Annotated in this window: 17 protein-coding genes and 1 riboswitch; of the genes, 6 read left to right on the forward strand and 11 right to left on the reverse strand. The window is 58.7% G+C overall.

The window, feature by feature from the left end; translation table 11 throughout:
* Positions 1-193 precede the first annotated feature (193 nt).
* Positions 194-1,009: a co-chaperone DjlA gene (gene djlA, locus FY206_RS04110; RefSeq protein ID WP_032644036.1), complete on the forward strand. Its 816-nt coding sequence runs from the start codon at positions 194-196 to the stop codon at positions 1,007-1,009.
* Positions 1,010-1,052: 43 nt separating this feature from the next.
* On the opposite strand, the gene FY206_RS04115 is transcribed toward djlA, so the two are convergent.
* The 4 genes from FY206_RS04115 to polB form a co-directional block, all read right to left on the reverse strand.
* Positions 1,053-4,523, reverse strand: coding sequence for an autotransporter outer membrane beta-barrel domain-containing protein (locus FY206_RS04115; protein ID WP_032644037.1), 3,471 nt, complete (start codon positions 4,521-4,523; stop codon positions 1,053-1,055).
* A gap of 308 nt (positions 4,524-4,831) precedes the next feature.
* A complete protein-coding gene (gene rluA, locus FY206_RS04120) occupies positions 4,832-5,491 on the reverse strand; it encodes a bifunctional tRNA pseudouridine(32) synthase/23S rRNA pseudouridine(746) synthase RluA (protein WP_032644038.1) in 660 nt (219 codons plus the stop codon).
* 12 nt (positions 5,492-5,503) lie between these two features.
* Positions 5,504-8,410, reverse strand: coding sequence for an RNA polymerase-associated protein RapA (rapA, locus tag FY206_RS04125; protein WP_032644039.1), 2,907 nt, complete (start codon positions 8,408-8,410; stop codon positions 5,504-5,506).
* A gap of 128 nt (positions 8,411-8,538) precedes the next feature.
* Complete coding sequence (gene polB / locus FY206_RS04130; RefSeq protein ID WP_032644040.1) at positions 8,539-10,896, reverse strand: DNA polymerase II; 2,358 nt, start codon at positions 10,894-10,896, stop codon at positions 8,539-8,541.
* 253 nt (positions 10,897-11,149) lie between these two features.
* Here polB and FY206_RS04135 point away from each other — a divergent pair, with 253 nt between their 5' ends.
* Positions 11,150-12,292 carry an IS481 family transposase gene (locus tag FY206_RS04135; RefSeq protein ID WP_032644041.1) on the forward strand — a complete coding sequence of 381 codons (1,143 nt, stop codon included), beginning with the start codon at positions 11,150-11,152 and terminating at the stop codon, positions 12,290-12,292.
* Positions 12,293-12,374: 82 nt separating this feature from the next.
* Here FY206_RS04135 and araD read toward each other — a convergent pair whose 3' ends face one another.
* The 3 genes from araD to araB form a co-directional block, all read right to left on the reverse strand.
* Complete coding sequence (gene araD / locus FY206_RS04140) at positions 12,375-13,070, reverse strand: L-ribulose-5-phosphate 4-epimerase (protein WP_032644042.1); 696 nt, start codon at positions 13,068-13,070, stop codon at positions 12,375-12,377.
* Positions 13,071-13,157: 87 nt separating this feature from the next.
* Entirely contained in the window at positions 13,158-14,660 is a 1,503-nt protein-coding gene (araA, locus tag FY206_RS04145; protein WP_023310371.1) for an L-arabinose isomerase, read from the reverse strand.
* 10 nt (positions 14,661-14,670) lie between these two features.
* Positions 14,671-16,380 carry a ribulokinase gene (gene araB, locus FY206_RS04150; RefSeq protein WP_032644043.1) on the reverse strand — a complete coding sequence of 570 codons (1,710 nt, stop codon included), beginning with the start codon at positions 16,378-16,380 and terminating at the stop codon, positions 14,671-14,673.
* A gap of 337 nt (positions 16,381-16,717) precedes the next feature.
* On the opposite strand from araB, the gene araC reads away from it, so the two are divergent.
* A complete protein-coding gene (gene araC / locus FY206_RS04155; protein WP_014882516.1) occupies positions 16,718-17,563 on the forward strand; it encodes an arabinose operon transcriptional regulator AraC in 846 nt (281 codons plus the stop codon).
* Positions 17,564-17,691: 128 nt separating this feature from the next.
* Positions 17,692-18,459: a DedA family protein gene (locus tag FY206_RS04160; protein ID WP_032644044.1), complete on the forward strand. Its 768-nt coding sequence runs from the start codon at positions 17,692-17,694 to the stop codon at positions 18,457-18,459.
* A gap of 137 nt (positions 18,460-18,596) precedes the next feature.
* Here FY206_RS04160 and thiQ read toward each other — a convergent pair whose 3' ends face one another.
* The 4 genes from thiQ to sgrR all read right to left on the reverse strand — a co-directional run bounded on the left by thiQ (position 18,597) and on the right by sgrR (position 23,675).
* Positions 18,597-19,298 (reverse strand): thiamine ABC transporter ATP-binding protein ThiQ, encoded by a 702-nt coding sequence (thiQ, locus tag FY206_RS04165; RefSeq protein ID WP_032644045.1) that lies wholly within the window; start codon positions 19,296-19,298, stop codon positions 18,597-18,599.
* Complete coding sequence (gene thiP / locus FY206_RS04170) at positions 19,282-20,892, reverse strand: thiamine/thiamine pyrophosphate ABC transporter permease ThiP (protein ID WP_032644046.1); 1,611 nt, start codon at positions 20,890-20,892, stop codon at positions 19,282-19,284. The genes thiQ and thiP overlap by 17 nt, the downstream gene beginning before the upstream one ends.
* Positions 20,868-21,851: a thiamine ABC transporter substrate binding subunit gene (gene thiB, locus FY206_RS04175; protein WP_032644047.1), complete on the reverse strand. Its 984-nt coding sequence runs from the start codon at positions 21,849-21,851 to the stop codon at positions 20,868-20,870. The genes thiP and thiB overlap by 25 nt, the downstream gene beginning before the upstream one ends.
* Before the next feature lie 31 nt (positions 21,852-21,882).
* Positions 21,883-21,983, reverse strand: a riboswitch (TPP riboswitch).
* Between the two features lie 36 nt (positions 21,984-22,019).
* Positions 22,020-23,675 carry an HTH-type transcriptional regulator SgrR gene (gene sgrR, locus FY206_RS04180; protein WP_032644048.1) on the reverse strand — a complete coding sequence of 552 codons (1,656 nt, stop codon included), beginning with the start codon at positions 23,673-23,675 and terminating at the stop codon, positions 22,020-22,022.
* A gap of 88 nt (positions 23,676-23,763) precedes the next feature.
* Here sgrR and sgrT point away from each other — a divergent pair, with 88 nt between their 5' ends.
* Together sgrT and FY206_RS04190 are read left to right on the forward strand one after the other, a co-directional pair.
* A complete protein-coding gene (gene sgrT, locus FY206_RS04185; RefSeq protein WP_032644049.1) occupies positions 23,764-23,916 on the forward strand; it encodes a glucose uptake inhibitor SgrT in 153 nt (50 codons plus the stop codon).
* Between the two features lie 120 nt (positions 23,917-24,036).
* The gene (locus tag FY206_RS04190) at positions 24,037-25,215 is read left to right on the forward strand and encodes a sugar efflux transporter (protein ID WP_032644050.1); all 1,179 of its coding nucleotides are present in this window, start codon (positions 24,037-24,039) and stop codon (positions 25,213-25,215) included.
* Positions 25,216-25,249: the final 34 nt, after the last annotated feature.

Genomic DNA, 25,249 nt, shown 5'->3' on the forward strand with positions numbered 1-25,249 from the left:
GCTCAGAGACTATCTTACTCATCTGCGCAGTACCAGCGTTAATCCTGCCCGTTTGCGTGCCAGAGTGTTAGGCTCGCTATCGAATGACGAGTATGATAAAGCAAATTATAGGCGATGTCCTTCAATTGACCGTGACTTGAACACAGTGATGATGACGTTGCGTCGGCCAGGAATATGACTATCCGGGGAGTATATGCAGTATTGGGGTAAAATAATCGGCGTTGCGTTCGCCATCATCATGGGTGCCGGGTTCTGGGGAGTTGTGCTTGGGCTTATTATCGGCCATATGTTTGACAAAGCGCGCAGCCGCAAAATGGCCTGGTTTGCCAACCAGCGCGAGCGTCAGTCACTCTTTTTCTCGACCACCTTTGAGGTCATGGGGCACTTAACCAAATCCAAAGGGCGCGTCACCGAAGCCGATATTCAGATTGCCAGCGTCTTTATGGATCGCATGAATCTGCACGGTGACTCCCGTCTGGCAGCGCAGAATGCGTTTCGCATAGGTAAAGCGGATAACTATCCGCTTCGCGAAAAAATGCGTCAGTTCCGCAGCATCTGCTTTGGACGTTTTGATTTAATTCGGATGTTTCTGGAAATTCAAATCCAGGCGGCGTTTGCTGACGGTTCACTTCACCCTAACGAACGTGACGTGCTTTACGTCATTGCGGAAGAGCTGGGCATCTCCCGTATCCAGTTCGATCAGTTCCTGCGCATGATGCAGGGTGGGGCACAGTTTGGCGGCGGGTATCACCAGCAGTCGTCCGGCGGTGCCTGGCAGCAGGCGCAGCGGGGCCCGACGCTGGAAGATGCCTGCAACGTGCTTGGGGTAAAGCCCACTGACGATCAGACCACCATCAAGCGCGCCTATCGTAAGCTGATGAGCGAGCACCATCCGGACAAGCTGGTGGCGAAAGGTTTACCGCCGGAAATGATGGAAATGGCGAAGCAAAAAGCGCAGGAAATCCAGAAGGCGTACGAGCTGATCAAAGAGAAGAAAGGTTTCAAATAAGCAGGGCCGCGTAAGCGGCCCTCTTTTTTACGTTTCCTGCGAATTACCAGCTGTAGCGAACGTTCAGACTGCCGTTCAGGTCGCTGTAATCATTGCTGCCTTTCTGACCCGCAGCCTGAGCGGTGATGCTCCACTGTTTGTTCACGTTTGCCTGGATACCCACTTTCAGCTCAGCGCGGTCTGACGGCAGGTCCTGCTTCACTTCGGTGTCCCCGAAAGTGACGGCGCCTTCATCGGATGAGTGCAGCCAGTTTACCTCGGCAAACGGCTGGATAACGGCATCCGGCGCTTTTTGCAGCTTGCTGTCCACGCGCAGGCCCATTCGGGTTGTCAGCGTGTCACCGTTCTGGCCATCAATCTGCGTGCCGCTCTTATCCTTCACGCTGTCTGCACGATAGTTTTGCCAGATAGCCTGTACCTGTGGCGTCAGGCTCAGCGTGCTGTTTTGCAAGGCAATATCATAACGGTAACCCGCTTCCAGCGAGACGGCGTGCGCAGTTGAATCGTAGTCGGTGGTGCCAACATCGCCATTTTTCACGCTGTTGTTGTACATCCCATACTGATACCAGCTGTCAACGTAGGTGCCAGCGTGCTGCTGGGCATCTTCAAACCAGGTGGCATAAACGCCTACGTTGTAGCCGTCCATGTCGCCGCTTGCGCTAAGACGGCTGCCATCCGCCCCTTCATTGCCGGTGCTGTCGGTGCTGCTGTTGATATAGCTGCCCATGACGCCCACCGTCAGGCTCTGTTCACCGTTGCTCCAGGCAGCAAGATCGCTACCCAACTGGAGCTGGCTATAGTTACCGTCAATGTCTACATTACCGCCAGCCGCGGTAGACTGGTTGTTACCCGCTTTAAAGCGCGCCCACAGGGAGCCGTTATCGGAACGAAGCTGGCTGCCTTCACGGTCAAACAGCGTCTGCTGCTGCAGGCTCAGCGCCATAGACTGGTTGCCAAGGTACGCACCGATGTCTGCACGGTACTGTGGCGTATTGTTGCCGCCGCTGGTGATTGAACGCAGGAACCAGTCGCCCTGATCTTCATAAAGGCGATATTCGAAGGCGTTTACCTGCACCTGGTTGCCCTGGGTGAAGGTGCCGTTTGACTCGCCGTCGACGTCAATGACCTTAATGCCATTTTCCGTTAATGCACCTTCGCCACCGATGTTGTTGATGTATACGGTGGTGTCGCCGGAGGTATCACCCGCGATCTTGACCAGGTCCGTTGGAGAGTCGTCGCCGCCCAGTTTGGTATTAATGGTGATCGCGCCGTTGTCGCTGATGTAATCGCCGTTGATAACCAGCGTATTACCGGTGGTTTTCTCATCGCTGGTGATATCGCCGCTAATGATGTTGCCGCCGTTGGTCATGTCGCCGTTAATCGTCAGCGTGTCATCGAACTTCACGGTACCATCGTTGATCACGTTCGCGTTTGCGGTGCCGTTGTCGCCGCCGAAGGTCGCGCCCTCTGCCACGTAAATGGTCTGATCGCTGCCGTCTACGCCAATGGCGCCATCTTCACCAATCCACAGCGTACCGTCGTTGATGTGGGTATCGCCGCTGTAGGTGTTATCCGCATCGAGGATCAGCGTACCTTCGCCTTCTTTAACCAGCGACTCGCCGTCCCAGCCGGTTGCCGCGTTGGCAGGCTGGTCATCCAGTACGGTATCAATAGTGAAGCTGTCGTCAGCATCGTCAATGGTGAACGTACCGTGGGCTGGCGCATCAGCGTTATCCTCACCGGCGAACCAGCTCAGGGAGGCAGAGACGTCATAAAGGGTGTTGTCCGCGGCATTCACATGCCCAGAAAGCGCGAGGAAATCCGCTGAGTGCATCCCGGCGATGGTGATGTCGCTGAAGTCGCCCGCAATGGCGTTTTCGGCATCAACGACCGTGACCGCATTTTGGTTTGCCAGATCCTCAACACCTTCAAACCCGGTAATGTTCAACGTGCCGCCGAGCGTCGCCTGCTGCGCGGTAATTGGCGCTGCGGTGGAGGCCGTGCTCAGCCAGACGTCGGTGACGCTATCGTTGTTCAGGGTCAGGTTACCGACGTTCAGGGTACCGACGTTGCCGTTTGCATCCCCCAGCGTGACTCGCCCGCTGCTGGTCAGGTTGCCGACGGATGAGTTTCCGGTCAGCACCCACTGGCTGGTATTATCCAGCGACATGCTGACGTTATCGGTATTCGCGTTGATCACACCGGTAAGGGTGCTGTTTTCCGCGTTAAACGTGACGGCATCCGTCGTGGTGTTGACGGTGAGCAGATTATCAGGGGTCGCGGTATTAAAATTTTTCACCGTGATGTTTGCTGCGCCAGAATCAACCAGGAATGCACTGCCGTCAGCATTGGATGTGGCTATACTGCCGCCATCAACCGTGAGTTCGTTGGTATACGCCTTTTTACCTTTAACCAGGTAGTATCCCGCGTCAGCACCTTCCACCTTGCTGTTGGTTATCGTCGCATGACCGCCGTTTTCCAGCGCAACGCCGTAAGATTTATCGCTGGTCACCGTCAGGTCGGTCGCATTCAGGGTTGCCTGATCCGCTGCACGTAGGCCATAGGAATTTTCACCTGAAGTGTGAACCGTGCCGCCATTGAGCGTCAGCGATGATTTGGCGTTATAGCTGGTTGAAGCACCATGCGAACCCTCCCCGCTGGTGGAAAGGTCAATATTATCGACGCGCATTTCCTCCTGGTTATAGATGCCATAGGTGCCATTCCCCGTTGTGGTTATTGTCACGTTGTTCAGATTCATCGAACCACCGGACGCGCTATAAATTCCGTAAGCTGCATCGCCTTTGGTGGTTATTGATACATCCGAACCGTTTACAGCCGTCTCACCGCCGATGGCTGCGATCCCCGCGCTGAAGGGGCCCGCGGCATTAATTTGGGTGTTATTGATCGTCAGAGCCGCGCCGTCGTCAGCGACCATAATGCCATACTTCCCGGCGCTGATTTCGGCGTTGCGCACGTCGACCGATGCACTCGTTGACGAACCCGTTTGTACCGCGATTGCGGTGCTGTTATTACCTGTGGTGGTGTATGTTCCACCGTCAAGCGTGGCTTTAGCATCCAGCACATCTATTGCGGTTACCTGGCTGTTATTGTCCGTACTGTTAACGTTGACCGTTGTACCCGCATCGTCCAGAATTAATTCCGCCCCATTACGAACAACTATTGCAGATGATGTCGCATCATCGACAGTATCGTAGTTGACGGTTACAGGGCCGGCATCATCCACAACGGTGCCCTTACCATTGGCACTGATGACTGATTGCTGACTTTTTTCGATTGTGTTGGAATAGGTTCCAGAGATTGTACTTTTTTGTCCTTCAGGCGCTTCAAACTCCCTGTCTTCCGCATACCCCGCAGAGCTTGCCAGAATCAGCGCGGCAACCAGCCCGCCTGCGCGCACCTGAGATTTGATTCTGCTGTCGCCGCGGGCAAACTCCGAGGCAACAACGTACATATTACGTGCGCTGTTCCAGACAATATTATACTGCTTGTTCATATCTTCATTCCTTTGTTGAAAAATCCAGTTCCAATGTTGAGCGGAGGGGAAACGTGTTTATTTACCGAAAGAGGAAATAAGGGTGTTTTTACCGACAGCTTATAAGCTGATTCTTATATTATGCAGTGCAGAAAAGCATGACTAATTTAAAAAAGTTAATTGGATTTTTAGTTTTATTTAAATTATTTGAATTGGTTATGTATTGCGGGGTTTTAAGCAGGGTTTTACGGTAAAATATATTTTTTAATTATGTTTTAAAAGGGAGAATGAACACTCTGTAAATAAAGAGTGTTCATAATGTAACAATATTAGAAATCAGCGGTTGCCCTGAAGGTCATCGTCGTGCCGTAGGCCGGGTGAGTAACCGTTAAGCTTTCAGCATGCAGCTGCAGGCGCGGCGCCAGCGCCAGGGCTTCCGGCGGCGCGTAAAACCGATCGCCCAGAATCGGATGTCCTAAGGCAAGCATATGCACGCGCAGCTGGTGTGAACGCCCGGTAATCGGCTTAAGCAGGACGCGCGCGGTGTTATCCGGCGCGTACTCCAGCACTTCATACTCGGTCTGCGCGGCCTTGCCGGTTTCATAACACACCTTCTGCTTTGGCCGGTTCGGCCAGTCGCAGATCAGCGGTAAATCTACCAGCCCTTCCGCCTGCGCGGGGTGACCCCATACGCGGGCGACGTACTGCTTTTTCGGCTCGCGCTCGCGGAACTGGCGTTTTAACTCGCGCTCTGCCGCTTTATTCAGCGCTACCACAATCACCCCGCTGGTGGCCATATCCAGGCGATGGACGGACTCCGCCTGCGGATAATCGCGCTGAATGCGCGTCATCACGCTGTCTTTATGCTCGTCCAGACGCCCCGGCACGGACAGCAGGCCGCTCGGCTTGTTGACGACCATAATGTGGTCATCCTGATACAGAATGACCAGCCAGGGATCCTGCGGCGGATTGTAAGGCTCCATCACCATCTTGCGCTCCGTTTACTGATGCGTCACAACGATAAGACGCAGGGCATCCAGACGCCAGCTTGCCTGATTCAGGCTTTCCAGCACCTGCTGACGGTTGCTTTCAATCGCCGTCAGCTCGTCGTCACGGATGTTCGGGTTGACGGCTTTTAGCGCTTCCAGACGGGACAGCTCGGCAGACAGTTTCTCGTCCGCTTCACTGCGCGCGGCGTCAATCAGCGCTCTGGCCGCTTTCTCAATCTGGGTTTCGCCCAGCTGCAGAATGGCGTGCACGTCCTGCTGTACCGCGTTCACCAGCTTGCTGCCCGTATGGCGGTTTACCGCGCTCAGCTGTCGGTTGAAGCTTTCAAATTCAACTTGCCCCGCGAGGTTAGTGCCGTTTTTATCCAGCAGCAGACGCACCGGCGTTGGCGGCAGGAAGCGGGTAAGCTGCAGCTGTTTCGGCGCCTGCGCTTCCACCACGTAAATCAGCTCCACCAGCAGCGTGCCCACCGGCAGCGCCTTGTTTTTCAACAGGGAAATGGTGCTGCTGCCGGTATCGCCGGAGAGGATCAGATCCAGGCCGTTGCGGATCAGCGGGTGTTCCCAGGTGATGAACTGCGCATCTTCGCGGGACAGCGCCACGTCACGCTCGAAGGTGATGGTGCAGCCATCTTCCGGCAGGCCCGGGAAATCCGGCACCAGCATGTGATCGGACGGGGTCAGAACAATCAGGTTCTCGCCGCGGTCGTCCTGGTTAATCCCGACGATGTCGAACAGGTTCATGGAGAAGCTAATCAGGCTGGTGTCATCGTCCTGCTCTTCAATGCTCTCGGCCAGCGCCTGGGCTTTTTCACCGCCGTTGGAGTGAATTTCCAGCAGGCGGTCGCGGCCCTGCTCCAGCTGCGCTTTCAGCGCGTCGTGCTTCTCGCGGCAGGATTTGATCAGCTCATCAAACCCTTCCACGTTTTCCGGCGCGGCCAGGTAGCCGATCAGATCCCCATGCACCTGGTCGTAAATGGTGCGGCCCGTCGGGCAGGTATGTTCAAACGCGTCCAGACCTTCGTGGAACCAGCGCACCAGCACGGACTGGGCGGTTTTTTCCAGATACGGCACGTGGATCTGAATATCATGCGCCTGGCCGATACGGTCCAGACGACCGATACGCTGCTCCAGCAGATCCGGGTTAAACGGCAGGTCAAACATCACCAGGTTGCTGGCGAACTGGAAGTTACGGCCTTCAGAGCCGATTTCCGAGCACAGCAGCACCTGTGCGCCGCTGTCCTCTTCCGCGAACCACGCCGCGGCGCGGTCGCGTTCGACGATGGACATGCCTTCGTGGAACACGGCGGCGCGAATACCTTCACGCTCGCGCAGAACCTGCTCCAGCTGCAGCGCGGTGGCCGCTTTGGCGCAGATCACCAGCACCTTCTGGGAGCGGTGTGCGGTCAGGTAGCCCATCAGCCACTCCACGCGCGGGTCGAAGTTCCACCACGTACCGGTATCGCCTTCAAACTCCTGGTAGATTTGTTCCGGATAGAGCATGTCGCGGGCGCGCTCTTCCTGGGTTTTGCGCGCGCCCATAATGCCGGAAACCTTGATTGCCGTCTGATACTGCGTCGGCAGCGGCAGCTTGATGGTGTGCAGCTCGCGTTTCGGGAAACCTTTCACGCCGTTGCGGGTGTTGCGGAACAGCACGCGGCTGGTGCCGTGGCGGTCCATCAGCATCTCGATCAGCTCTTTACGCGCGGATCCCGCGTTGTCGCTGTCGCTGTTTGCGGCCTGTAACAGCGGCTCGATATCCTGCTCGCCGATCAGCTCGCTCAGGGTGTTGAGTTCGTCATTAGAAAGACGCTTGCCCGCCAGCAGCATGGCGACGGCATCCGCGACCGGACGGTAGTTATTCTGTTCTTCCACAAACTGCGCGAAGTCGTGGAAACGGTTTGGATCGAGCAGGCGCAGGCGGGCGAAGTGGCTTTCGAGGCCCAGCTGCTCCGGCGTTGCGGTCAGCAGCAGGACGCCCGGGACGTGCTCGGCAAGCTGCTCGATCGCCAGGTATTCGCGGCTTGGCGCGTCTTCGCTCCAGACCAGGTGGTGCGCTTCGTCAACGACCATAATGTCCCACTCGGCATCGCACAGGTGCTCAAGACGCTGCTTGCTGCGGCGCACGAAGTCCAGGGAACAAATGACCAGCTGTTCGGTTTCAAACGGGTTGTCGGCGTCGTGCTGCGCTTCGGCATAGCGTTCGTCGTCAAACAGGGAGAAGCGCAGGTTGAAGCGGCGGAGCATCTCGACCAGCCACTGGTGCTGCAGGGTTTCTGGCACCACAATCAGCACGCGCTCGGCGGCGCCGGAAAGCAGCTGTTGATGCAGGATCATGCCCGCTTCGATGGTTTTACCCAGGCCGACCTCATCGGCCAGCAGCACGCGCGGCGCGTGGCGGCGGCCCACGTCATGGGCGATGTTCAGCTGGTGGGGGATCAGGCTGGTGCGCTGGCCGCGCAGGCCGCTCCACGGCATGCGGTACTGTTCACTCTGGAACTTGCGCGCGCGATAGCGCAGCGAGAAACGATCCATACGGTCGATTTGCCCGGCAAACAGGCGGTCCTGCGGCTTGCTGAACACCAGCTTGCTGTCGAGCAGCACTTCACGCAGGATGACATTGGCCTCGTCGGTGTCCAGACGGGTGCCGATATAGGCGAGCAGTCCATTCTCTTCTTTTACGTCTTCAATCTTGAGCTGCCAGCCGTCATGGCTGGTCACGGTGTCACCCGGATTAAACATCACGCGGGTTACAGGGGAGTCATTGCGAGCGTACAGGCGGTTTTCACCGGTGGCAGGGAAGAGGAGGGTAACCATGCGCGTATCGATTGCTACGACGGTTCCTAATCCAAGTTCGCTTTCTGTATCGCTGATCCAGCGTTGACCAAGTGTAAAAGGCATAGTTGTTCGGCTCTAATCTTTAATTGCAGGCAATAGTTCGACCCCCGTCAAAAAAGACGGTCATCGAAAAATGGGTCCGGGAATGGAAAGGGCGCTATGGTACTGGATGGCAGCCATTTCGTCACGCGTCAAAATAGGCCAAGTTGCCCTGTCACTAGTGTAGCAAAGTCGTCGTCAATGAAGGGCAAAATTCCGTCGGCGACCGGCTGAAGCTGACGCGTCAGATAGTGTTCGTAATCGAGCGGTGAATGCTGATAATCCACGGGTTCCGGGCCGTTAGTTGTCCAGACGTATTTGATGGTTCCCCGGTTCTGGTACTGCGGCGCGCGGCCGCGCTTCACGTTCTCTTCATCCGCCAGGCGCGCGGCGCGCACGTGCGGAGGAACGTTGCGCTGATACTCCGCCAGCGGGCGGCGCAGGCGCTTGCGGTAGACCAGCTGGTTATCGAGTTCGCCCGCCATCAGGCTGGCTATCGTCTCGCGCACGTAGTCCTGATAGGGCTCATTGCGGAACACCCGCAGGTAAAGCGTTTGCTGGAACTGCTGCGCCAGGGGCGTCCAGTCGGTGCGAACCGTCTCCAGCCCTTTAAAGACCATCCGCTGCGCGTCGCCTTCCTGAATCAGCCCGGCGTAGCGCTTCTTGCTGCCCTGATCGGTACCGCGAATGGTGGGCATTAAAAAGCGGGCAAAATGGGTTTCAAATTCCAGCTCCAGGGCGCTGGTTAACCGCTCTTTTTGCAAATGTGTCTGCCACCAGTCATTCACGAAGGCGACCAGCGTTTTGCCGATTTGCGCGGCGTCGTCTTCTGAATGCGCCCCCTTAAGCCAGACAAAAGTGGAGTCCGTGTCGCCGTAGATGACGTCATAGCCCCGGGATTCAATCAGCGCTTTGGTCTGGCGCATAATCTCGTGCCCGCGCATGGTGATCGAGGAGGCGAGGCGCGGGTCAAAGAAGCGGCAGGCGCTGGTGCCCAACACCCCATAAAACGCATTCATGATGATTTTCAGCGCCTGCGAGAGCGGCTTGTTGCCGTGGCGCTTGGCCTCGTCGCGGCCGTTCCAGATGTTGCCCACAATGTCAGGCAGGCAGTGTTTTTTCCGCGAGAAGCGTGCGCCGAGAAAGCCTTCGGTGCTGTGCTCATCATCCGGCTCAGCCATGCCCTCAACCAGCCCGACGGGATCGATCAGGAAGGTGCGGATAATCGACGGGTACAGGCTTTTGTAATCCAGCACCAGAACCGAGTCGTATAACCCCGGTTGCGAATCCATGACGTAGCCGCCGGGGCTCGCCTGCGGCGGCACGTCCCCGAGGTTGGGGGCGACGTAGCCTGCCCGGTGCATTCGCGGAAAATAGAGGTGGCTAAAGGCCGCCACGGAGCCGCCGTGCCTGTCAACCGCGAGGCCGTTCACCGTCGCGCGCTCCAGCAGGAACGGCATAATCTCGGTTTTGTGGAATATCTGCGTGACCAGCTCGCAGTCTTTCAGGTTATAGATGGCGAGCGCGGGCTTATCCTGGTTAAAGCGCCGGTCGATCTCGTCCATTCTGTCCCAGGGATTGTCGATGGATTTGCCTTCGCCAAGCAGCTCCTGCGCGACCGCTTCGAGGGAGAATGACGAGAAGTTCCAGAAGGCGGATTTCAGCGCCTCGATGCCGTCGATAATCAGGCGGCCATTGGCCTGGGCGAAGAAGACGCCGTTCTTGAAGCCGTGTTCGCGCCATTCCAGCTCGCTGTTTCCGCGCCCGAGCATCAGTGGAATGCGGTAGCGCTCGGCGTGCTTTTGCAGCACGCGCAGGTCGAACTGCACCACGTTCCAGCCAATCAGGACGTCGGGATCGTAATCGGCAAACCACTGGTTAAGCTTCTCCAGCAGCTGCGGGCGGCTGTTGACGTACTCAAGCCGGAAATCCAGCGCGGAGGCATCGCCGTTCGGCGGCCCGAGCATGTAGACAACCCGATCGCCGCAGCCTTCCAGGCCAATGCAGTACAGCTCGCCGTGGCGAGTGGTTTCAATATCCAGGGAGACCCACTTCAGCGGTGGACGATAGTGCGGATTCGGCTTCAGGCGCGCGTTAACGAGGCTGCCGTTATGCGCGCTGCCGTCGACCCAGACCGGCGCGGTGATAAACCGCTCCATCAGGAAGCGTTCCGGTGGGCGGATATCGGCTTCGTAGAGCGTTACGCCCACCTCGCGCAGCAGTTTTTCATAGCGCATCAGCTGACGATGGGCGCGGCAGTAGAGGCCGTAAACCGGCTGGCGGTGGAAATCTTTCAGCTCAAGGGGCGTTATGCGCCAGCCGTTTTCGCCGCGCAGCAGCTGTTTGACTTTTTCGACGTGCGCTTCAGGGATAAACGCCACGGACTCCTGCGGCGGCAGCGTCACGTGCAGCGGGCCGCTGTCCGTCGCCAGCCAGAACGCAACCTCGGTGCCCTGAGGCGTATCCCGCCAGTGTCGGGTCAGTAAAAAGCCTTCTTGCGCCTGCGTCACGCCGTTATCCCATAAAACAAAACCAGGCCTGATTATAGCCTGGTTGATGTGGGTTTGCTGGGGTTTTATACAGTTATTGCGCGTAGTTTCCTCTCACCCCGGCCCTCTCCCCAAAGGGGCTAGGGGGAAATACGGCTCTGTTCGATCCCCTCTCCCCTCTGGGGTGTACAGTCCGGGGACATAGTGAACACTTGTTCGGGGACATGGTAGACACTTACAACTAAGGCATAAGAACCCGCTTATGGAGTCGCTTATGCCCTGGGATGCGAGAGATACCATGTCATTACGTACCGAGTTTGTTTTGTTCGCCTCGCAGGACGGGGCGAACATCCGTTCCCTCTGCCGTCGCTTCGGCATTTCACCTGCTACCGGCTACAAGTGGCTTCAGCGCTGGGCTGTCGAGGGCGAACCCGGCCTGCAGGACCGCCCCCGCACGCCGCATCATTCCCCCAACCGCTCGTCTGACGACGTCACCGCCCTGCTGCGCATGGCCCATGACCGTCATGAACGCTGGGGCGCCCGCAAGATTAAGCGCTGGCTGGAAGACCAGGGCCACCGTATGCCTGCCTTCAGCACTGTCCATAACCTGATGGCCCGTCACGGCCTGCTGCCCGGCACGGCTCCGGGTATTCCGGCCACCGGACGGTTCGAACATGACGCCCCGAACCGGCTCTGGCAGATGGATTTTAAGGGGCACTTCCCCTTTGGCGGCGGCCGTTGCCATCCGCTCACCCTGCTCGACGACCACTCCCGTTTTTCCCTGTGCCTCACACACTGTACCGATGAACGGCGTGAGACCGTGCAGCAACAGCTGGTCAGCGTCTTTGAACGCTACGGCCTGCCGGACCGGATGACGATGGATAACGGCTCACCGTGGGGCGACACAACCGGCACCTGGACGGCGCTGGAGCTGTGGCTGATGCGCCACGGTATCCGGGTGGGCCATTCCCGGCCTTATCATCCGCAGACGCAGGGCAAGCTGGAGCGTTTTCACCGCAGCCTGAAGGCGGAAGTGCTGCAGGGGAAATGGTTCGCGGACAGCGGCGAGCTGCAGCGTGCCTTTGACCACTGGCGGACGGTCTATAACCTTGAACGCCCGCACGAGGCGCTGGATATGGCGGTCCCGGCCTCACGCTATCAGCCGTCTGGGCGGCAGTACAGCGGCAGCGTGACGCCCCCGGAATACGATGAAGGTGTGCTGGTCAGGAAAGTGGATATCAGCGGGAAGCTGAGCTTACAGGGAGCCAGTCTGAATGCAGGAAAGGCGTTCAGGGGAGAACGGGTGGGGCTGAAGGAGACGCAGGAGGATGGCTGCTATGAAGTGTGGTGGTACAGCACGAAAGTGGGGGTGATCGACCTGAAGAAAAAGTCGATCACCATGGGTAAAGGATGTTAAAAAGTGTTCACCATGTCCCCGAACACCTGTCTACCATGTCCCCGGACCGTACATGGGGAGAGGGTTAGGGTAAGGATTACTGCTACTGCCCGTAATACGCCTTTGCCCCATGCTTGCGCAGGTAGTGCTTATCCAGCAGGGTTTGCTGCATGTCCGGCAGCTGCGGCGCCAGCTGGCGACAGAAGATCCCCATATAGGCAACCTCTTCCAGCACGATGGCGTTATGTACCGCGTCTTCCGCGTTTTTACCCCAGGCAAACGGCCCGTGGGAGTGCACCAGCACGCCGGGCATTTGCGCCGCGTCGATACCCTGTTTCTCAAAGGTTTCGACAATCACGTTACCGGTTTCCCACTCGTACTCGCCGTTGATTTCGGCGTCGGTCATCAGGCGCGTGCAGGGAATGGTGCCGTAGAAGTAATCCGCGTGGGTGGTACCCGTGGCCGGGATGGACTGGCCCGCCTGCGCCCAGATGGTCGCATGGCGCGAATGGGTATGCACAATGCCGCCGATGGTCGGAAATGACTGATACAGCAGACGGTGGGTAGGCGTGTCGGACGACGGCTTTTTGTTCCCTTCCACCACTTCACCCGTCGCGATGCTGACCACCACCATATCGTCCGCCGTCATCACCGCGTAATCCAAGCCGGAAGGCTTGATCACGAACACGCCTTTTTCGCGGTCAACGGCACTGACGTTGCCCCAGGTCAGTGTGACGAGGTTGTGTTTCGGCAGGGCCAGATTGGCGTCAAGCACCTGCTGCTTCAAAACTTCGAGCATTACGTTCTCCTTGCCGGGTGGCGCTTCGCTTACCCGGCCTACGGTTTTGTAGGCCCGGTAAACGCAGTGCCACCGGGCATTCAGGGCTTAGCGTTTTGAACCGTAATAGACTTCGTTCCAGCGCAGCGCGTCTTTGAACGCAGGCAGGCGGGTGTCGTTATCAATCACGGTCAGTTCGATATCGTGCAGCTCGGCGAACTGACGCATGTCGTTCAGATCCAGCGCGTGGCTGAAGACGGTATGGTGTGCGCCACCGGCCAGGATCCAGGCTTCTGACGCGGTTGGCAGGTCAGGCTGTGCTTTCCACAGGGCGTTGGCGACCGGCAGTTTCGGCAGGGAGTGCGGCGTTTCAACCGCATCGACGCAGTTCACCAGCAGGCGGAAACGATCGCCCAGATCGATCAGGCTGGCGTTGATGGCCGGGCCCGTGCGGGTGTTGAAGATCAGACGCGCCGGATCGGCTTTACCGCCGATGCCGAGATACTGCACGTCAAGGATCGGTTTCTCTTCCACGGCGATCGTCGGGCACACTTCCAGCATGTGCGAGCCGAGCACCAGGTCATTGCCGTTTTCGAAGTGGTAGGTGTAGTCCTCCATAAAGGAGGTGCCGCCCTGCAGACCGGTCGACATCACCTTCATGATGCGAAGCAGAGCGGCAGTTTTCCAGTCGCCTTCGCCCGCAAAGCCGTAGCCCTGCTGCATCAGACGTTGTACCGCCAGACCCGGCAGCTGTTTCAGACCGTGGAGGTCTTCAAAGGTGGTGGTAAAGGCGTGGAAGCCGCCCTGTTCCAGGAAGCGCTTCATGCCCAGCTCAATGCGCGCCGCGTCCAGCACGTTCTGGCGCTTGTCGCCGTTGATTTGTGCCGCAGGCGTCAGGCGGTAGCTGCTTTCGTACTCGTCCACCAGCGCGCTCACGTCGCCATCGCTGATTTCATTGACCACCTGCACCAGGTCGCCCACCGCCCAGGTATTGACGGAGAAGCCGAACTTGATCTGCGCGGCCACTTTGTCGCCGTCGGTGACCGCCACTTCACGCATGTTGTCGCCAAAACGCACCACTTTCAGGTGGCGAGTATCCTGTTTCGATACCGCCTGACGCATCCACGAGCCGATACGCTGTTGCGCTTTACCATCCTGCCAGTGGCCGGTGACCACCGCGTGCTGCTGACGCATGCGCGCGCCGATAAAGCCGAACTCGCGGCCGCCGTGCGCGGTCTGGTTCAGGTTCATAAAGTCCATGTCGATGCTGTCCCACGGCAGGGAGGCGTTGAACTGGGTATGGAACTGCAGCAGCGGTTTGTTGAGGATAGACAGGCCGTTGATCCACATTTTGGCCGGTGAGAAGGTGTGCAGCCACACCACCAGACCGGCGCATTTGTCGTCGTAGTTGGCGTCGCGGCAGATGTGGGTGATCTCGTCCGGCGTCGTCCCCAGCGGTTTCAGCACCAGCTTGCACGGCAGCTTGGCCTCCGCGTTCAGCGCGTTAACGACGTGCTCCGCGTGCTTCGTCACCTGCTGCAGCGCTTCCGGTCCGTACAGATGCTGGCTGCCAATCACAAACCACACTTCATAGTTATTAAAAATGGTCATCATCGTGTCCTTAATGGGTCAGGGTTGCCGTAGTGTCCGCGGTGCTTTTGGCCGGGGCGGCGACAGGGAGATAGTGAAGTTCGGCGCTTTTTGCCCACTGCTGGTAGCGCTGATAAAGCTGTTCAAAGCGTTGCGCCTGCTGGGCGCGCGGCTGGAGCGTGTTTTCGACGGCGCTCGCCATATGCTGCTGCGCGGCCGGAATGTCGGCATGGACGCCTGCGGCCACGGCGGCGAAAATCGCCGCGCCCAGGGCGCAGCACTGATCGGAGGCCACAATCTGCAGCGGACGGTTCAGCACGTCGCAGCAGGCCTGCATGATGACCGGGTTTTTACGGGCGATGCCCCCCAGCGCCATCACGTTATTCACGTCGATGCCCTGCTCGGTGAAGCACTCCATAATGGCGCGCGCGCCGAAGGCCGTGGCGGCAATCAGGCCACCGAACAGCGCCGGTGCGTCGGTCGCGAGGTTGAGATCGGTAATGACCCCTTTCAGGCGCTGGTTGGCAAACGGCGTGCGGCGGCCGTTGAACCAGTCAAGCACCACCGGCAGGTGATCGAGAGACGGATTTTTTGCCCAGGCTTCCGTGAGCTGCGGCAGAAGCTGCTTTTTGCTCTCGGCGATCTGGGTTTTCAGTTCAGGATGCGCGGCCGCCAGCTGGTCCAGCGGCCAGCCCAGCACGCGACCAAACCAGGCGTAGATATCGCCGAACGCGGACTGGCCGGCTTCCAGACCGATGAAGTCCGGCACCACGCTGCCGTCAACCTGGCCGCAGATGCCTTTCACCGCGCGGTCGCCGACGGTGGCTTTATCGGCCGTCAGGATGTCGCAGGTTGACGTCCCGATGACTTTGACCAGCGTGTTGGGCTGTGCGCCCGCGCCGACGGCGCCCATGTGGCAGTCAAAGGCACCGCCGGAGATGGCCACGTTCTGCGGCAGGCCGAGGCGTTTTGCCCACTCTTCGCAGAGCGTGCCCACCGGAATATCGGCGGTGAAGGTGTCGGTAAACAGCGGATAGGTCAGGCTCTTGTTGATAATCGGGTCGAGCTCATCGAAGAACGCGGACGGAGGCAGGCCGCCCCAGCTTTCATGCCACAGGGATTTATGCCCGGCGCTGCAGCGTCCGCGGCGAATATCCTGCGGACGGGTGGTGCCGGAGAGCAGGGCGGGAACCCAGTCGCACAGCTCAATCCACGATGCCGCAGCCTGCGCGACGAAGGCGTCGGCACGGGTGACGTGAAGGATCTTGGCCCAGAACCACTCGCTGGAGTAGATTCCGCCGATGTAGCGCGAGTAGTCGGTTTTGCCCGGCTGATGGCACAGGCGGGTGATGGCCTCGGCCTCTTCCACGGCGGTATGGTCTTTCCACAGCACGAACATGGCGTTCGGGTTGTCGGCAAACTCCGGGCGCAGCGCCAGCACGCGGCCTTCGGCATCCACCGGGGCAGGCGTGGAGCCGGTGCTGTCGACGCCAATCCCGACAATCTCCGCCCGCTGGGCGTCAGTCAGTTCAGCCAGGACGGTTTTGATCGCCGCTTCCATCGACTCAATATAGTCACGCGGGTGGTGGCGGAACTGGTTGTTTGGCGCATCGCAGTAGCGCCCCTCTTGCCAGCGCGGGTACCACTCAACGCTGGTTGCTATCTCCCGGCCAGTCGTACAGTCCACTGCCAGCGCGCGAACCGAGTCGCTGCCAAAATCGAGGCCAATCGCAATTGCCATGGTGTTGCTCCATCGAAAAAACAGGTATGGAAGAACATTAGAGACTGGGGGCAAAAGTCGTCAGGCAGGATCCGCTAATCTTATGGACTAAATTGCTGTTACAACGGAAAGTGTGACGCCGTGCAAATATTCAATGTGGACATTTCTGCCGCACTTATAGACACTTTTGTTACTGCTTATCTGCCTGCTCTGGCGGAGAAATCAGGAGGAAAGGCTGAAACATGGCGGACGTAAAAGCGGCGTGATGCTTTTTGGATCGTTTCGCGGGCCATTTTTAAGCTGCTTTTAGCGATATGGACAATTGGTTTCCTTCAGGACCCTTGGGAGAACTGCATATATGGCCGAAACGCAAAACGATCCCCTGCTGCCGGGATACTCGTTTAACGCGCACCTTGTGGCGGGACTGACCCCTATCGAGGCTGAGGGATACCTCGATTTTTACGTCGACCGACCGCTCGGCATGAAAGGGTATATCCTCAACCTGACCGTGCGCGGCGAGGGAATTATCAAGAATGGCGACCAGCAGTTCGTCTGCCGCCCCGGCGATATCCTGCTGTTCCCGCCGGGGGAGATCCATCACTATGGCCGTCATCCGGATGCCAAAGAGTGGTATCACCAGTGGGTCTATTTCCGTCCGCGCGCCTACTGGCAGGAGTGGCTTACGTGGCCTGCTATTTTTGCGCACACCGGTTTTTATCGCCCGGATGAGGTACATCTGGCACAGTTCCGTGAGCTGTTCGCGCAGATAATTGACGCGGGGCAGGCCGGTGGTCGCTACGCTGAGCTGCTGGCAATCAACCTGCTTGAACAGCTGCTGCTGCGACGGATGGAGGCCATTAACGAGTCGCTTAACCCGCCGCTGGATAACCGCGTGCGCGACGCCTGTCAGTACATCAGCGACCACCTGGCCGACAGCCAGTTTGATATTGCCAGCGTTGCCCAGCACGTGTGCCTGTCGCCGTCGCGGCTGTCGCATCTGTTTCGCCAGCAGCTGGGCGTCAGCGTGTTGAGCTGGCGCGAGGATCAGCGCATCAGCCAGGCGAAGCTGCTGCTCAGCACCACCCGAATGCCGATTGCCACCGTGGGGCGCAACGTGGGCTTTGAGGATCAGCTCTATTTTTCTCGCGTCTTTAAAAAATGCACCGGCGCCAGCCCGAGTGAATTCCGCGCGGGATGTGAATAAACGGTAAAAAAAGATAAACAAACAGGTGAACCTGGAAAGCAACCTGTAAACTATTCAGACAATTGTTGCCTTGACGCGGTGCGGGGCGCTAAGCAGAATCGCTGATTCGTTTTCTGACCGGAATAGTTATGCAGGCATTGCTGGAACACTTTATTACCCAGTCCGTTATGTACTCGCTCATCGCCGTGGCGCTGGTGGCGTTTCTGGAATCGCTGGCGCTCGTAGGGTTAATCCTGCCCGGCACCGTGATGATGGCGGGTCTTGGCGCGCTGATTGGCAGCGGCGAGGTCAATTTCTGGCAGGCGTGGCTGGCCGGGATTATCGGCTGCCTGCTGGGCGACTGGCTCTCCTTCTGGCTGGGCTGGCGTTTTAAGAAGCCGCTGCACCGCTGGTCGTTCATGAAAAAGAACAAAGCCTTGCTGGATAAGACCGAGCATGCGCTGCATCAGCACAGCATGTTTACCATCCTCGTCGGCCGCTTTGTCGGGCCAACGCGTCCGCTGGTGCCCATGGTTGCCGGAATGCTGGATCTGCCCGTTGCAAAGTTTGTGGTGCCGAACATTATCGGCTGCGTGTTCTGGCCGCCGTTCTACTTCCTGCCGGGGATCTTGGCCGGCGCGGCTATCGATATTCCTGACGGCATGCAAAGCGGTGAGTTTAAGTGGCTGCTGCTGGGCACCGCGCTGCTGCTGTGGCTGGCCGCGTGGCTGTGCTGGCGGCTGTGGCGCAGCGCGAAAGCCAGTGTCGATCGCCTGACGCGCTATCTCCCGCGCACTCGCCTGCTCTGGCTGGCCCCGCTGACGCTGGGCGTTGCGGTGATGGCGCTGGTCGCACTAATTCGCCATCCTCTGATGCCGGTGTACGGTGAAATCCTGTTGAAGGTGGTGAGCCGTTAATATGTTTTCCCTCTCCCTATGGGAGGGGGCCAGGGTGAGGGCATCAGACCGCACAAGGTAAAAGCAAAACGGCAACCAGAGTTGCCGTTTTTAATGTTTGTACCCTCTCCCTGTGGGAGAGGGCTAGGGTGAGGGCATCAGACGGCACGAATGCCCAACAGTGAAGACGCCCCCGCTTTACCACTCAGAAGTTCTTCCGTCATCCCATCCCACGCGATTCGCCCTTCGGCAATGACCACCGATCTTGGGGCAATCCGCGCGGCATCTTCGATACTGTGCGATACCATCAGCATCGTCAGCTGCTGGCGCTGGCAGACGTCCTGCACCAGCGCCAGCATCTCCTGGCGCAGCGCCGGGTCGAGCGCCGAGAACGGCTCATCCAGCAGCAGTATCGGCTGCTCGCGCACCAGACAACGCGCCAGCGCCACGCGCTGACGCTGGCCGCCGGAAAGCTCGACCGGCAGCCTGTCGATAAACCCGGCGATCCCCATCTGCGCGGCAATCTCCTCCAGCTTATGGCGCTGGGCGCCGTTCAGCCTGAGCCCCGGATGCATCCCCAGGGCGATGTTTTGCCGCACCGTCAGGTGGGTAAACAGATTGTTTTCCTGAAACAGCATGGAGACAGGACGTTTTGCAGGCGGCGTATGGGTATGATCCCGATTATCGATGGCGATCGAGCCGCTGGCCGGCTGCAGAAAACCCGCAACCAGATTAAGCAGGGTGCTTTTTCCCGCGCCGCTTGGGCCAAGCACCGCAACCCTCTCTCCCTGACGCACGGAGAGCGTGAAGCGCATCGGCAGATGCTGATAAAGCCAGGTTACATCAGTCAGTTTTAACATCACGCCCCGGAAGTTTTTCGATAACGGTAAATAAGGCAAAGCACTGCAGCAGGAGCAACAGCGCTGTCACCGCGCCGTCCTGACTGCGATAAGAGCCGATTTGCTGATAGAGCCAGTAGGGCAGCGTGCGGAAATCGTCGTTGCCGAACAGCGCCACGACCCCAAAATCTCCAATGGAGAGCACGCAGGCAAACGCCAGCGCCTGCGCCAGCGGACGTTTAAGCGCGCGCAGTTCGACCACCTTCAGCCGCTGCCAGCCCTGCATGCCCAGCGACTGACACAGCAAACCGTAGCGGCTGTTGACGTCGCGCATCGGGTTTTCCAGCACCTTGAGCGCGTAAGGGATGGCCATTAAGGCGTTGGTAAAGATGACGATGCCGTCGGCGCGTTCCGGCAGGCCGACGGTGCTGTTGAACAGCAGGAAGAAGCCAGTCGCCAGCACGATCCCCGGCATCGCCAGTATCAGCATGCCCGTCAGTTCCATTATCTGTCCGGCCTTTTGCGCCCGGCGAGCGTAGAGCTCACGGCTGCTCCACAGCAGCATCATGGTCAGGATGACGCACAATAATCCGGCTGCCAGCGCGATGCGCAGCGAGGTCCAGGTGGCTTGCCAGAGAACGGGCTGTTGCAGGACCGACATAAGATTGAGGTTCAGCCCGTCAGCGATAACGGCCATCAGCGGCGGCAGCAGAAGCAGAAGCGCCAGCGCGATCAGGACAAAATCGGAGACGCGGCTGTGCAGGCTGTCCTGCGGGTCGCGCCAGCCGGTTATTTGATTGCTGCCGGGGGGAATGGCTCTGCTCAGCCGCTGGCTCAGAAGCACCAGCGCAAGGCAGCACGCCATTTGCACCATCGCCAGCAGCGCGGCGCGGCCCGGATCGTAGTCGTAACTCAGCGCCTGGTAAATCGCCAGCTCGATGGTGGTGGCCTGCGGCCCGCCGCCGAGTGACAGCACGGTGGCAAAGCTGGCAAAGCAGAGCATAAAGATTAACGCCGCCACGGACGGGATCTGTCGGCGCAGCCACGGCCATTCAACAAAGCGGAAGAACGACACGCCGCGCATGCCGAGCTGGGCGGCAATCTGGCGCTGCTCGCCGGGAATGTTTTCCAGCGCCTGCAAAAAGAGGCGCGTCGCCATCGGCATATTGAAAAAGACGTGCGCCAGCAGAATGCCCTGCAGTCCGTAAGGAGAGAAGGTCCACTCCAGACCAAGCTGGCCGAACAGCGACGCCAGCCAGCCCTGGCGACCGTAAACGCTCAGAATACCAAATACGGCCACCAGCACCGGCAGGATAAGCGTCATGGCACACAGGCGCAGCAGCGCCTGCCTGCCGGGGAAGCGCCGCCGGTACAGCGCGCGTGCAAGAAAAATGGCCGGGATGACTGACAGCAGGGCTGAAAGAAACGCCTGCCAGAAGGAGAAACGGATCACGTGCCAGAGGTAGCTGTCGTGCCAGAGGGCGAGCAGGTCGCTCTCTGGCGCGTTAAACCACAGGGCAAGAAAAGCCCCCAGACTGACCACTACCATTACAACGGCGGCGAGCAGCCCGGGAAGTAGCCAGCCGGGAATCAGCGGCTGACGGCGCGTTGCCATTCACTTACCCATGCTGCTCGCTGCGCGGCGACCTGCTGCGGCGTAAACTCCAGCGAGGTTTGTGGTTTGGTTAACTGCTCGAAACCGGCCGGCAGCGCCACGTTCGTGACCGGATACATCCAGTTACCCGCAGGAATGGCGTTCTGGAACGCCGGTGAAACCATAAACTTCAGGAACTTCTCGGCCAGCTCCGGCTGTTTGCTGGCAGCGGTACGCGCGCCCACCTCTACCTGCATGTAGTGCCCTTCGGCAAAATTCGCGGCGGCGTAGTTATCTTTCTTCTCGGCGATAATGTGGTAGGCCGGAGAGGTGGTGTAGCTCAGCACCAGGTCGCTTTCGCCTTTCAGGAACAGGCCGTAGGCTTCGCTCCAGCCTTTGGTCACGGTCACGGTTTTGGCGGCCAGCTTCTGCCACGCCTGCGGCGCTTTATCCCCATAAACCTTTTGCATCCAAAGCAGCAGTCCCAGGCCTGGCGTGCTGGTACGCGGATCTTCATAAATCACGCGCCATTTCTGGTCGCTCTCCACCAGCTCCTTCAGGCTCTTTGGCGGATTTTTCAGCTTGTTTTTATCGTAGACAAACGCAAAGTAGCCGTAGTCGAACGGCACAAAGGTGTCATTTTTCCAGCCGCCCGGCACGTTAACGGCCTCTGCCGCGACGCCGCTTTTGGCAAACAGTTTGGTTTGCGAGGCGGCCTCCAGCAGGTTGTTATCGAGCCCGAGCACCACGTCGGCCTTGCTGTTTTTTCCTTCCATGCGCAGACGGTTGAGCAACGACACGCCATCTTCCAGCGCCACGAACTTCAGCTCGCAGCTGCAGTCGGCCTCAAAGGCTTTTTTGACCACCGGGCCAGGGCCCCAGTCGGCAGAGAAAGAGTCGTAGGTGTAGACCGTCAGAACGGGCTTCGCGAAAGCAGGCAGCGCAAACAGCGCCAGCAGGGGGAGAACTTTTTTTAACACTTTGCACCTCAAGGTTGAGTGGCAAAGGATTTTGAGCAACAGCCTCAAATCCCTTCGCCGGCGTTATCCGGATCAGGTTCGACGGGTATTATCTCAGCGCACATCTGTGATGCAGCACCCCGTTGAGAACGGCGCTATTGTAATGATTTGGTGAATATTACGAAAGCGTTATGGCTCCGGCGGCGCAAACCAGGCGGATTTAAAATCAAACCAGCCCAGGGTGTTCATCCGCAGGCCGCGCATACTGCGCTGGCCCTGGATCATCAGCCAGTGGTGAATCAACGGGACGATCGCCTGTTCCTCCAGCAGCGCCTTGCACCATGCGGCAAGGTTCATGTCGCCAGCGCGCCACCGTTCGGCGTCCTGCTGCCAGTCGCGCGTGATGCAGTGCTGGATCAGCGGGACCTCATACAGGTGCGAAAAGAGCGAGAAATCGAGCGGCAGGGTGAAGTTGGCGCTGTTTAACCAGATATCGCTGACGATCTCCCCCCGGTGCCATTCGTCATAGTCCACTTCTTTGACCTCCAGCGTGACCCCTTCTGCGGCCAGCAGTCGGGTCATGATCCCGGCGATAAAACGATGCTCCACGTGCTCGCGGTAGTAGGTGAGGGTGATGGACTCCAGCCCGGCAGGCTTGCCGCAGTGCGCCGGGCGGGCGTGGTGCCAGCGCGGAAGCAGGCCGTACGCCGGGAACCAGTATGTCTGGTACTGCTCTTCCGCATGGTAGATCAGATTGGAGGGGGACAACACGTGGCTGACCCACTGACGAACGGCCTGGTTTGCCCCGCGGTGGGTGCGGCTATCAAACAGCAGATAGTAACATCCCTCCTCCAGACGGCTTTCCACCGCCTTTTCTCCCGCAGTGGGGCCTTCCAGCGTCAGCCCGCAGCTTAGGTCTTCATTGAGATCCGGCAATACCCAGACGTTCACCTCGTCGATCAGCGCCCGATAGCCAAAGTAGTCATCGAAGGCGCGGATTTTTAGCTGGTTGCTGTTATTGCGGGACACGGAGTAGGGCCCGGTGCCAATCGGCAGACTGGCAAAGTTGTTCAGCGATTCCCACTCGGCAGGCATGATCATCGACGGCACATAGCCCAGCAGCCAGGGAAGCCACTTGTCCTGCTGCGACAGCTCAATATCCAGCGTCCATGCCGTGGGGGAGTGGATACGGGAAATGTGCGAGTAGAGCGGTAGCCGACGGGCGCGCTCCAGAGAGGCGATGACGTCGTGTATTTCCAGCTCGCGGCCGTGGTGAAAGTGGATGCCGGGGCGCAGGAAGAACCGCCAGTGAAGCGGAGAAAGCTGCTGCCAGTGGTGCGCGATATCCGCTTCCAGTTCCCCGTTTTCCTCATTTATACGCGTCAGGCCGTTAAAGATTTGCCTGGCCATGTGGGTTTCCGAGCGGCGTAACGCCGTGCCGGGCAGCAGATTTTTCATGGGGCGATAGTAGAGCACCCGCAGGATGTGTCGGCCCTGACGAAAGCTGCGCCCGAGATGCGAAACCAGCATCTGACGCACGGCGGCCTTGTCGCCCACCAGCTGGACCAGCTGATCGATGCGGTCCTGCTCGAGCAGGTCTTCCGCGCGCTGCTGCTGCAACGCCAGCCCGGTGTAGAGAAAGGTCAGGCGCGAGCGTTTGCCGCGTCCCGCTTCCGCTTCCCAGCTTAACCAGCCCTGCTGCTGCATGGTGTTGAGCAGCGTGCGCATATGGCGGCGGGAACAGCTAAGCAGGTCGGCCAGCTCGTTGAGCGTGGTCTCCTGCGATTGCCCCTCGCAGCACTGCCAGAGGCGGATAAACTGTTGTTGCAGACGACCGGAAGGCATAAAAGGGGAACTCCTGACAAAAAACCAGCAATTTATTAATCCCTATATTAGGCCAATAATTCTTCTCGATGAAGCGAGGAGGTAAATTATGAAGAGGTCTACCGCACGTCAGTTTTATCAGCAGTACTTTTCAGCGACAAAGGGATCGTCCTGGCTGGCCCGTCAGTGTGCAGAACAGCGGCTGAAAACGTTAGAAGAATTGATGCAGTGGGACGTTACAACGCCGACCTCTTCCCGCTAACTCGCCTCGATCATGTGTGACTGAGTATTGGTGCTTATCACCCGCCAGCAAAATGTTTTTGCTGGCTTTTTTCGTTTATTCTTTCACCCGATTACGATTCGCTTTCACAAGGACTTGCGCATGCTCTGGTTGATGACGATGGGGCGACGCCTGAACGGCGTGTACGCCGCTTTTATGCTGGTGGCCTTTATGATGGGCGTGGCGGGGGCGCTGCAGGCGCCGACGCTGAGCCTGTTTCTCAGCCGCGAGGTGGGGGCACAGCCGTTCTGGGTCGGGCTGTTCTATACCGTCAACGCCATTGCCGGGATCCTGGTCAGCCTCGCGCTGGCGAAACGATCGGATAGCCAGGGCGATCGCCGTAAGCTGATCCTCTTTTGCTGCGCGATGGCCGTGGGTAACGCGCTGCTCTTTGCGTTCAACCGTCATTATCTGACGCTGATTACCTGCGGCGTGCTGCTGGCGTCGCTGGCGAATACCGCTATGCCACAGCTTTTCGCGCTGGCGAGGGAATATGCGGATAGCTCGGCTCGGGAAGTGGTGATGTTCAGCTCGGTGATGCGTGCCCAGCTCTCGCTGGCGTGGGTTATTGGTCCACCGCTGGCCTTCATGCTGGCGTTAAACTACGGCTTTACCGCGATGTTCTCTATCGCCGCGGCCATTTTTGCCATTAGCCTGGTGCTGATTGCCTTTGCGTTACCGTCCGTGGCGCGGGTGGAGCAGACGACGGATAAACCGATAACGCAAGCGAGCGGCTGGCAGGACAAAAACGTCCGCATGCTGTTTATCGCCTCCACGCTGATGTGGACCTGCAACACCATGTACATCATCGATATGCCGCTGTGGATCAGCAGCGATCTCGGTCTGCCGGACAGGCTCGCGGGGATCTTAATGGGGACCGCTGCCGGGCTGGAAATTCCGGCCATGATTCTGGCGGGATACTACGTTAAACGCTTTGGAAAGCGTCGGATGATGATCGTCGCCGTAGCGGCCGGGGTGCTGTTCTACGCGGGGCTGATCCTTTTCCATTCGCGTGAAGCGTTGCTGGCGCTGCAGCTGTTTAACGCCGTGTTTATTGGGATTGTTGCCGGGATCGGCATGCTCTGGTTTCAGGATCTTATGCCCGGCCGTGCAGGCTCGGCGACCACGCTTTTTACCAACAGCATTTCAACCGGGGTGATTCTGGCGGGAGTGATTCAGGGGGCGCTGGCGCAAAGCTACGGGCACGGCGCGGTCTACTGGATGATTGCGGCGCTCTCCGTGGTGACGCTCCTGCTGACCTGCCGCGTTAAAGACGTGTGACCGGGTAAATGAAGCGGAGCCCGGGTGCGCCGGG

The sequence above is a fragment of the Enterobacter chengduensis genome, assembly GCF_001984825.2.
GTDB classification, from domain to species: Bacteria; Pseudomonadota; Gammaproteobacteria; order Enterobacterales; family Enterobacteriaceae; genus Enterobacter; species Enterobacter chengduensis.

Coding starts and splice junctions, on each gene's coding strand:
- FY206_RS04160 (WP_032644044.1), top strand. CDS start 17,692: ATGCAGGCATTGCTGGAACACTTTATTACCCAGTCCGTTATGTACTCG.
- araD (WP_032644042.1), bottom strand. CDS start 13,070: ATGCTCGAAGTTTTGAAGCAGCAGGTGCTTGACGCCAATCTGGCCCTG.
- FY206_RS04135 (WP_032644041.1), top strand. CDS start 11,150: ATGCCCTGGGATGCGAGAGATACCATGTCATTACGTACCGAGTTTGTT.
- rluA (WP_032644038.1), bottom strand. CDS start 5,491: ATGGTGATGGAGCCTTACAATCCGCCGCAGGATCCCTGGCTGGTCATT.
- rapA (WP_032644039.1), bottom strand. CDS start 8,410: ATGCCTTTTACACTTGGTCAACGCTGGATCAGCGATACAGAAAGCGAA.
- araA (WP_023310371.1), bottom strand. CDS start 14,660: ATGACCATTTTTAATAACTATGAAGTGTGGTTTGTGATTGGCAGCCAG.
- sgrT (WP_032644049.1), top strand. CDS start 23,764: ATGAAGAGGTCTACCGCACGTCAGTTTTATCAGCAGTACTTTTCAGCG.
- FY206_RS04115 (WP_032644037.1), bottom strand. CDS start 4,523: ATGAACAAGCAGTATAATATTGTCTGGAACAGCGCACGTAATATGTAC.
- sgrR (WP_032644048.1), bottom strand. CDS start 23,675: ATGCCTTCCGGTCGTCTGCAACAACAGTTTATCCGCCTCTGGCAGTGC.
- FY206_RS04190 (WP_032644050.1), top strand. CDS start 24,037: ATGCTCTGGTTGATGACGATGGGGCGACGCCTGAACGGCGTGTACGCC.
- thiQ (WP_032644045.1), bottom strand. CDS start 19,298: ATGTTAAAACTGACTGATGTAACCTGGCTTTATCAGCATCTGCCGATG.
- araB (WP_032644043.1), bottom strand. CDS start 16,380: ATGGCAATTGCGATTGGCCTCGATTTTGGCAGCGACTCGGTTCGCGCG.
- araC (WP_014882516.1), top strand. CDS start 16,718: ATGGCCGAAACGCAAAACGATCCCCTGCTGCCGGGATACTCGTTTAAC.
- djlA (WP_032644036.1), top strand. CDS start 194: ATGCAGTATTGGGGTAAAATAATCGGCGTTGCGTTCGCCATCATCATG.
- thiP (WP_032644046.1), bottom strand. CDS start 20,892: ATGGCAACGCGCCGTCAGCCGCTGATTCCCGGCTGGCTACTTCCCGGG.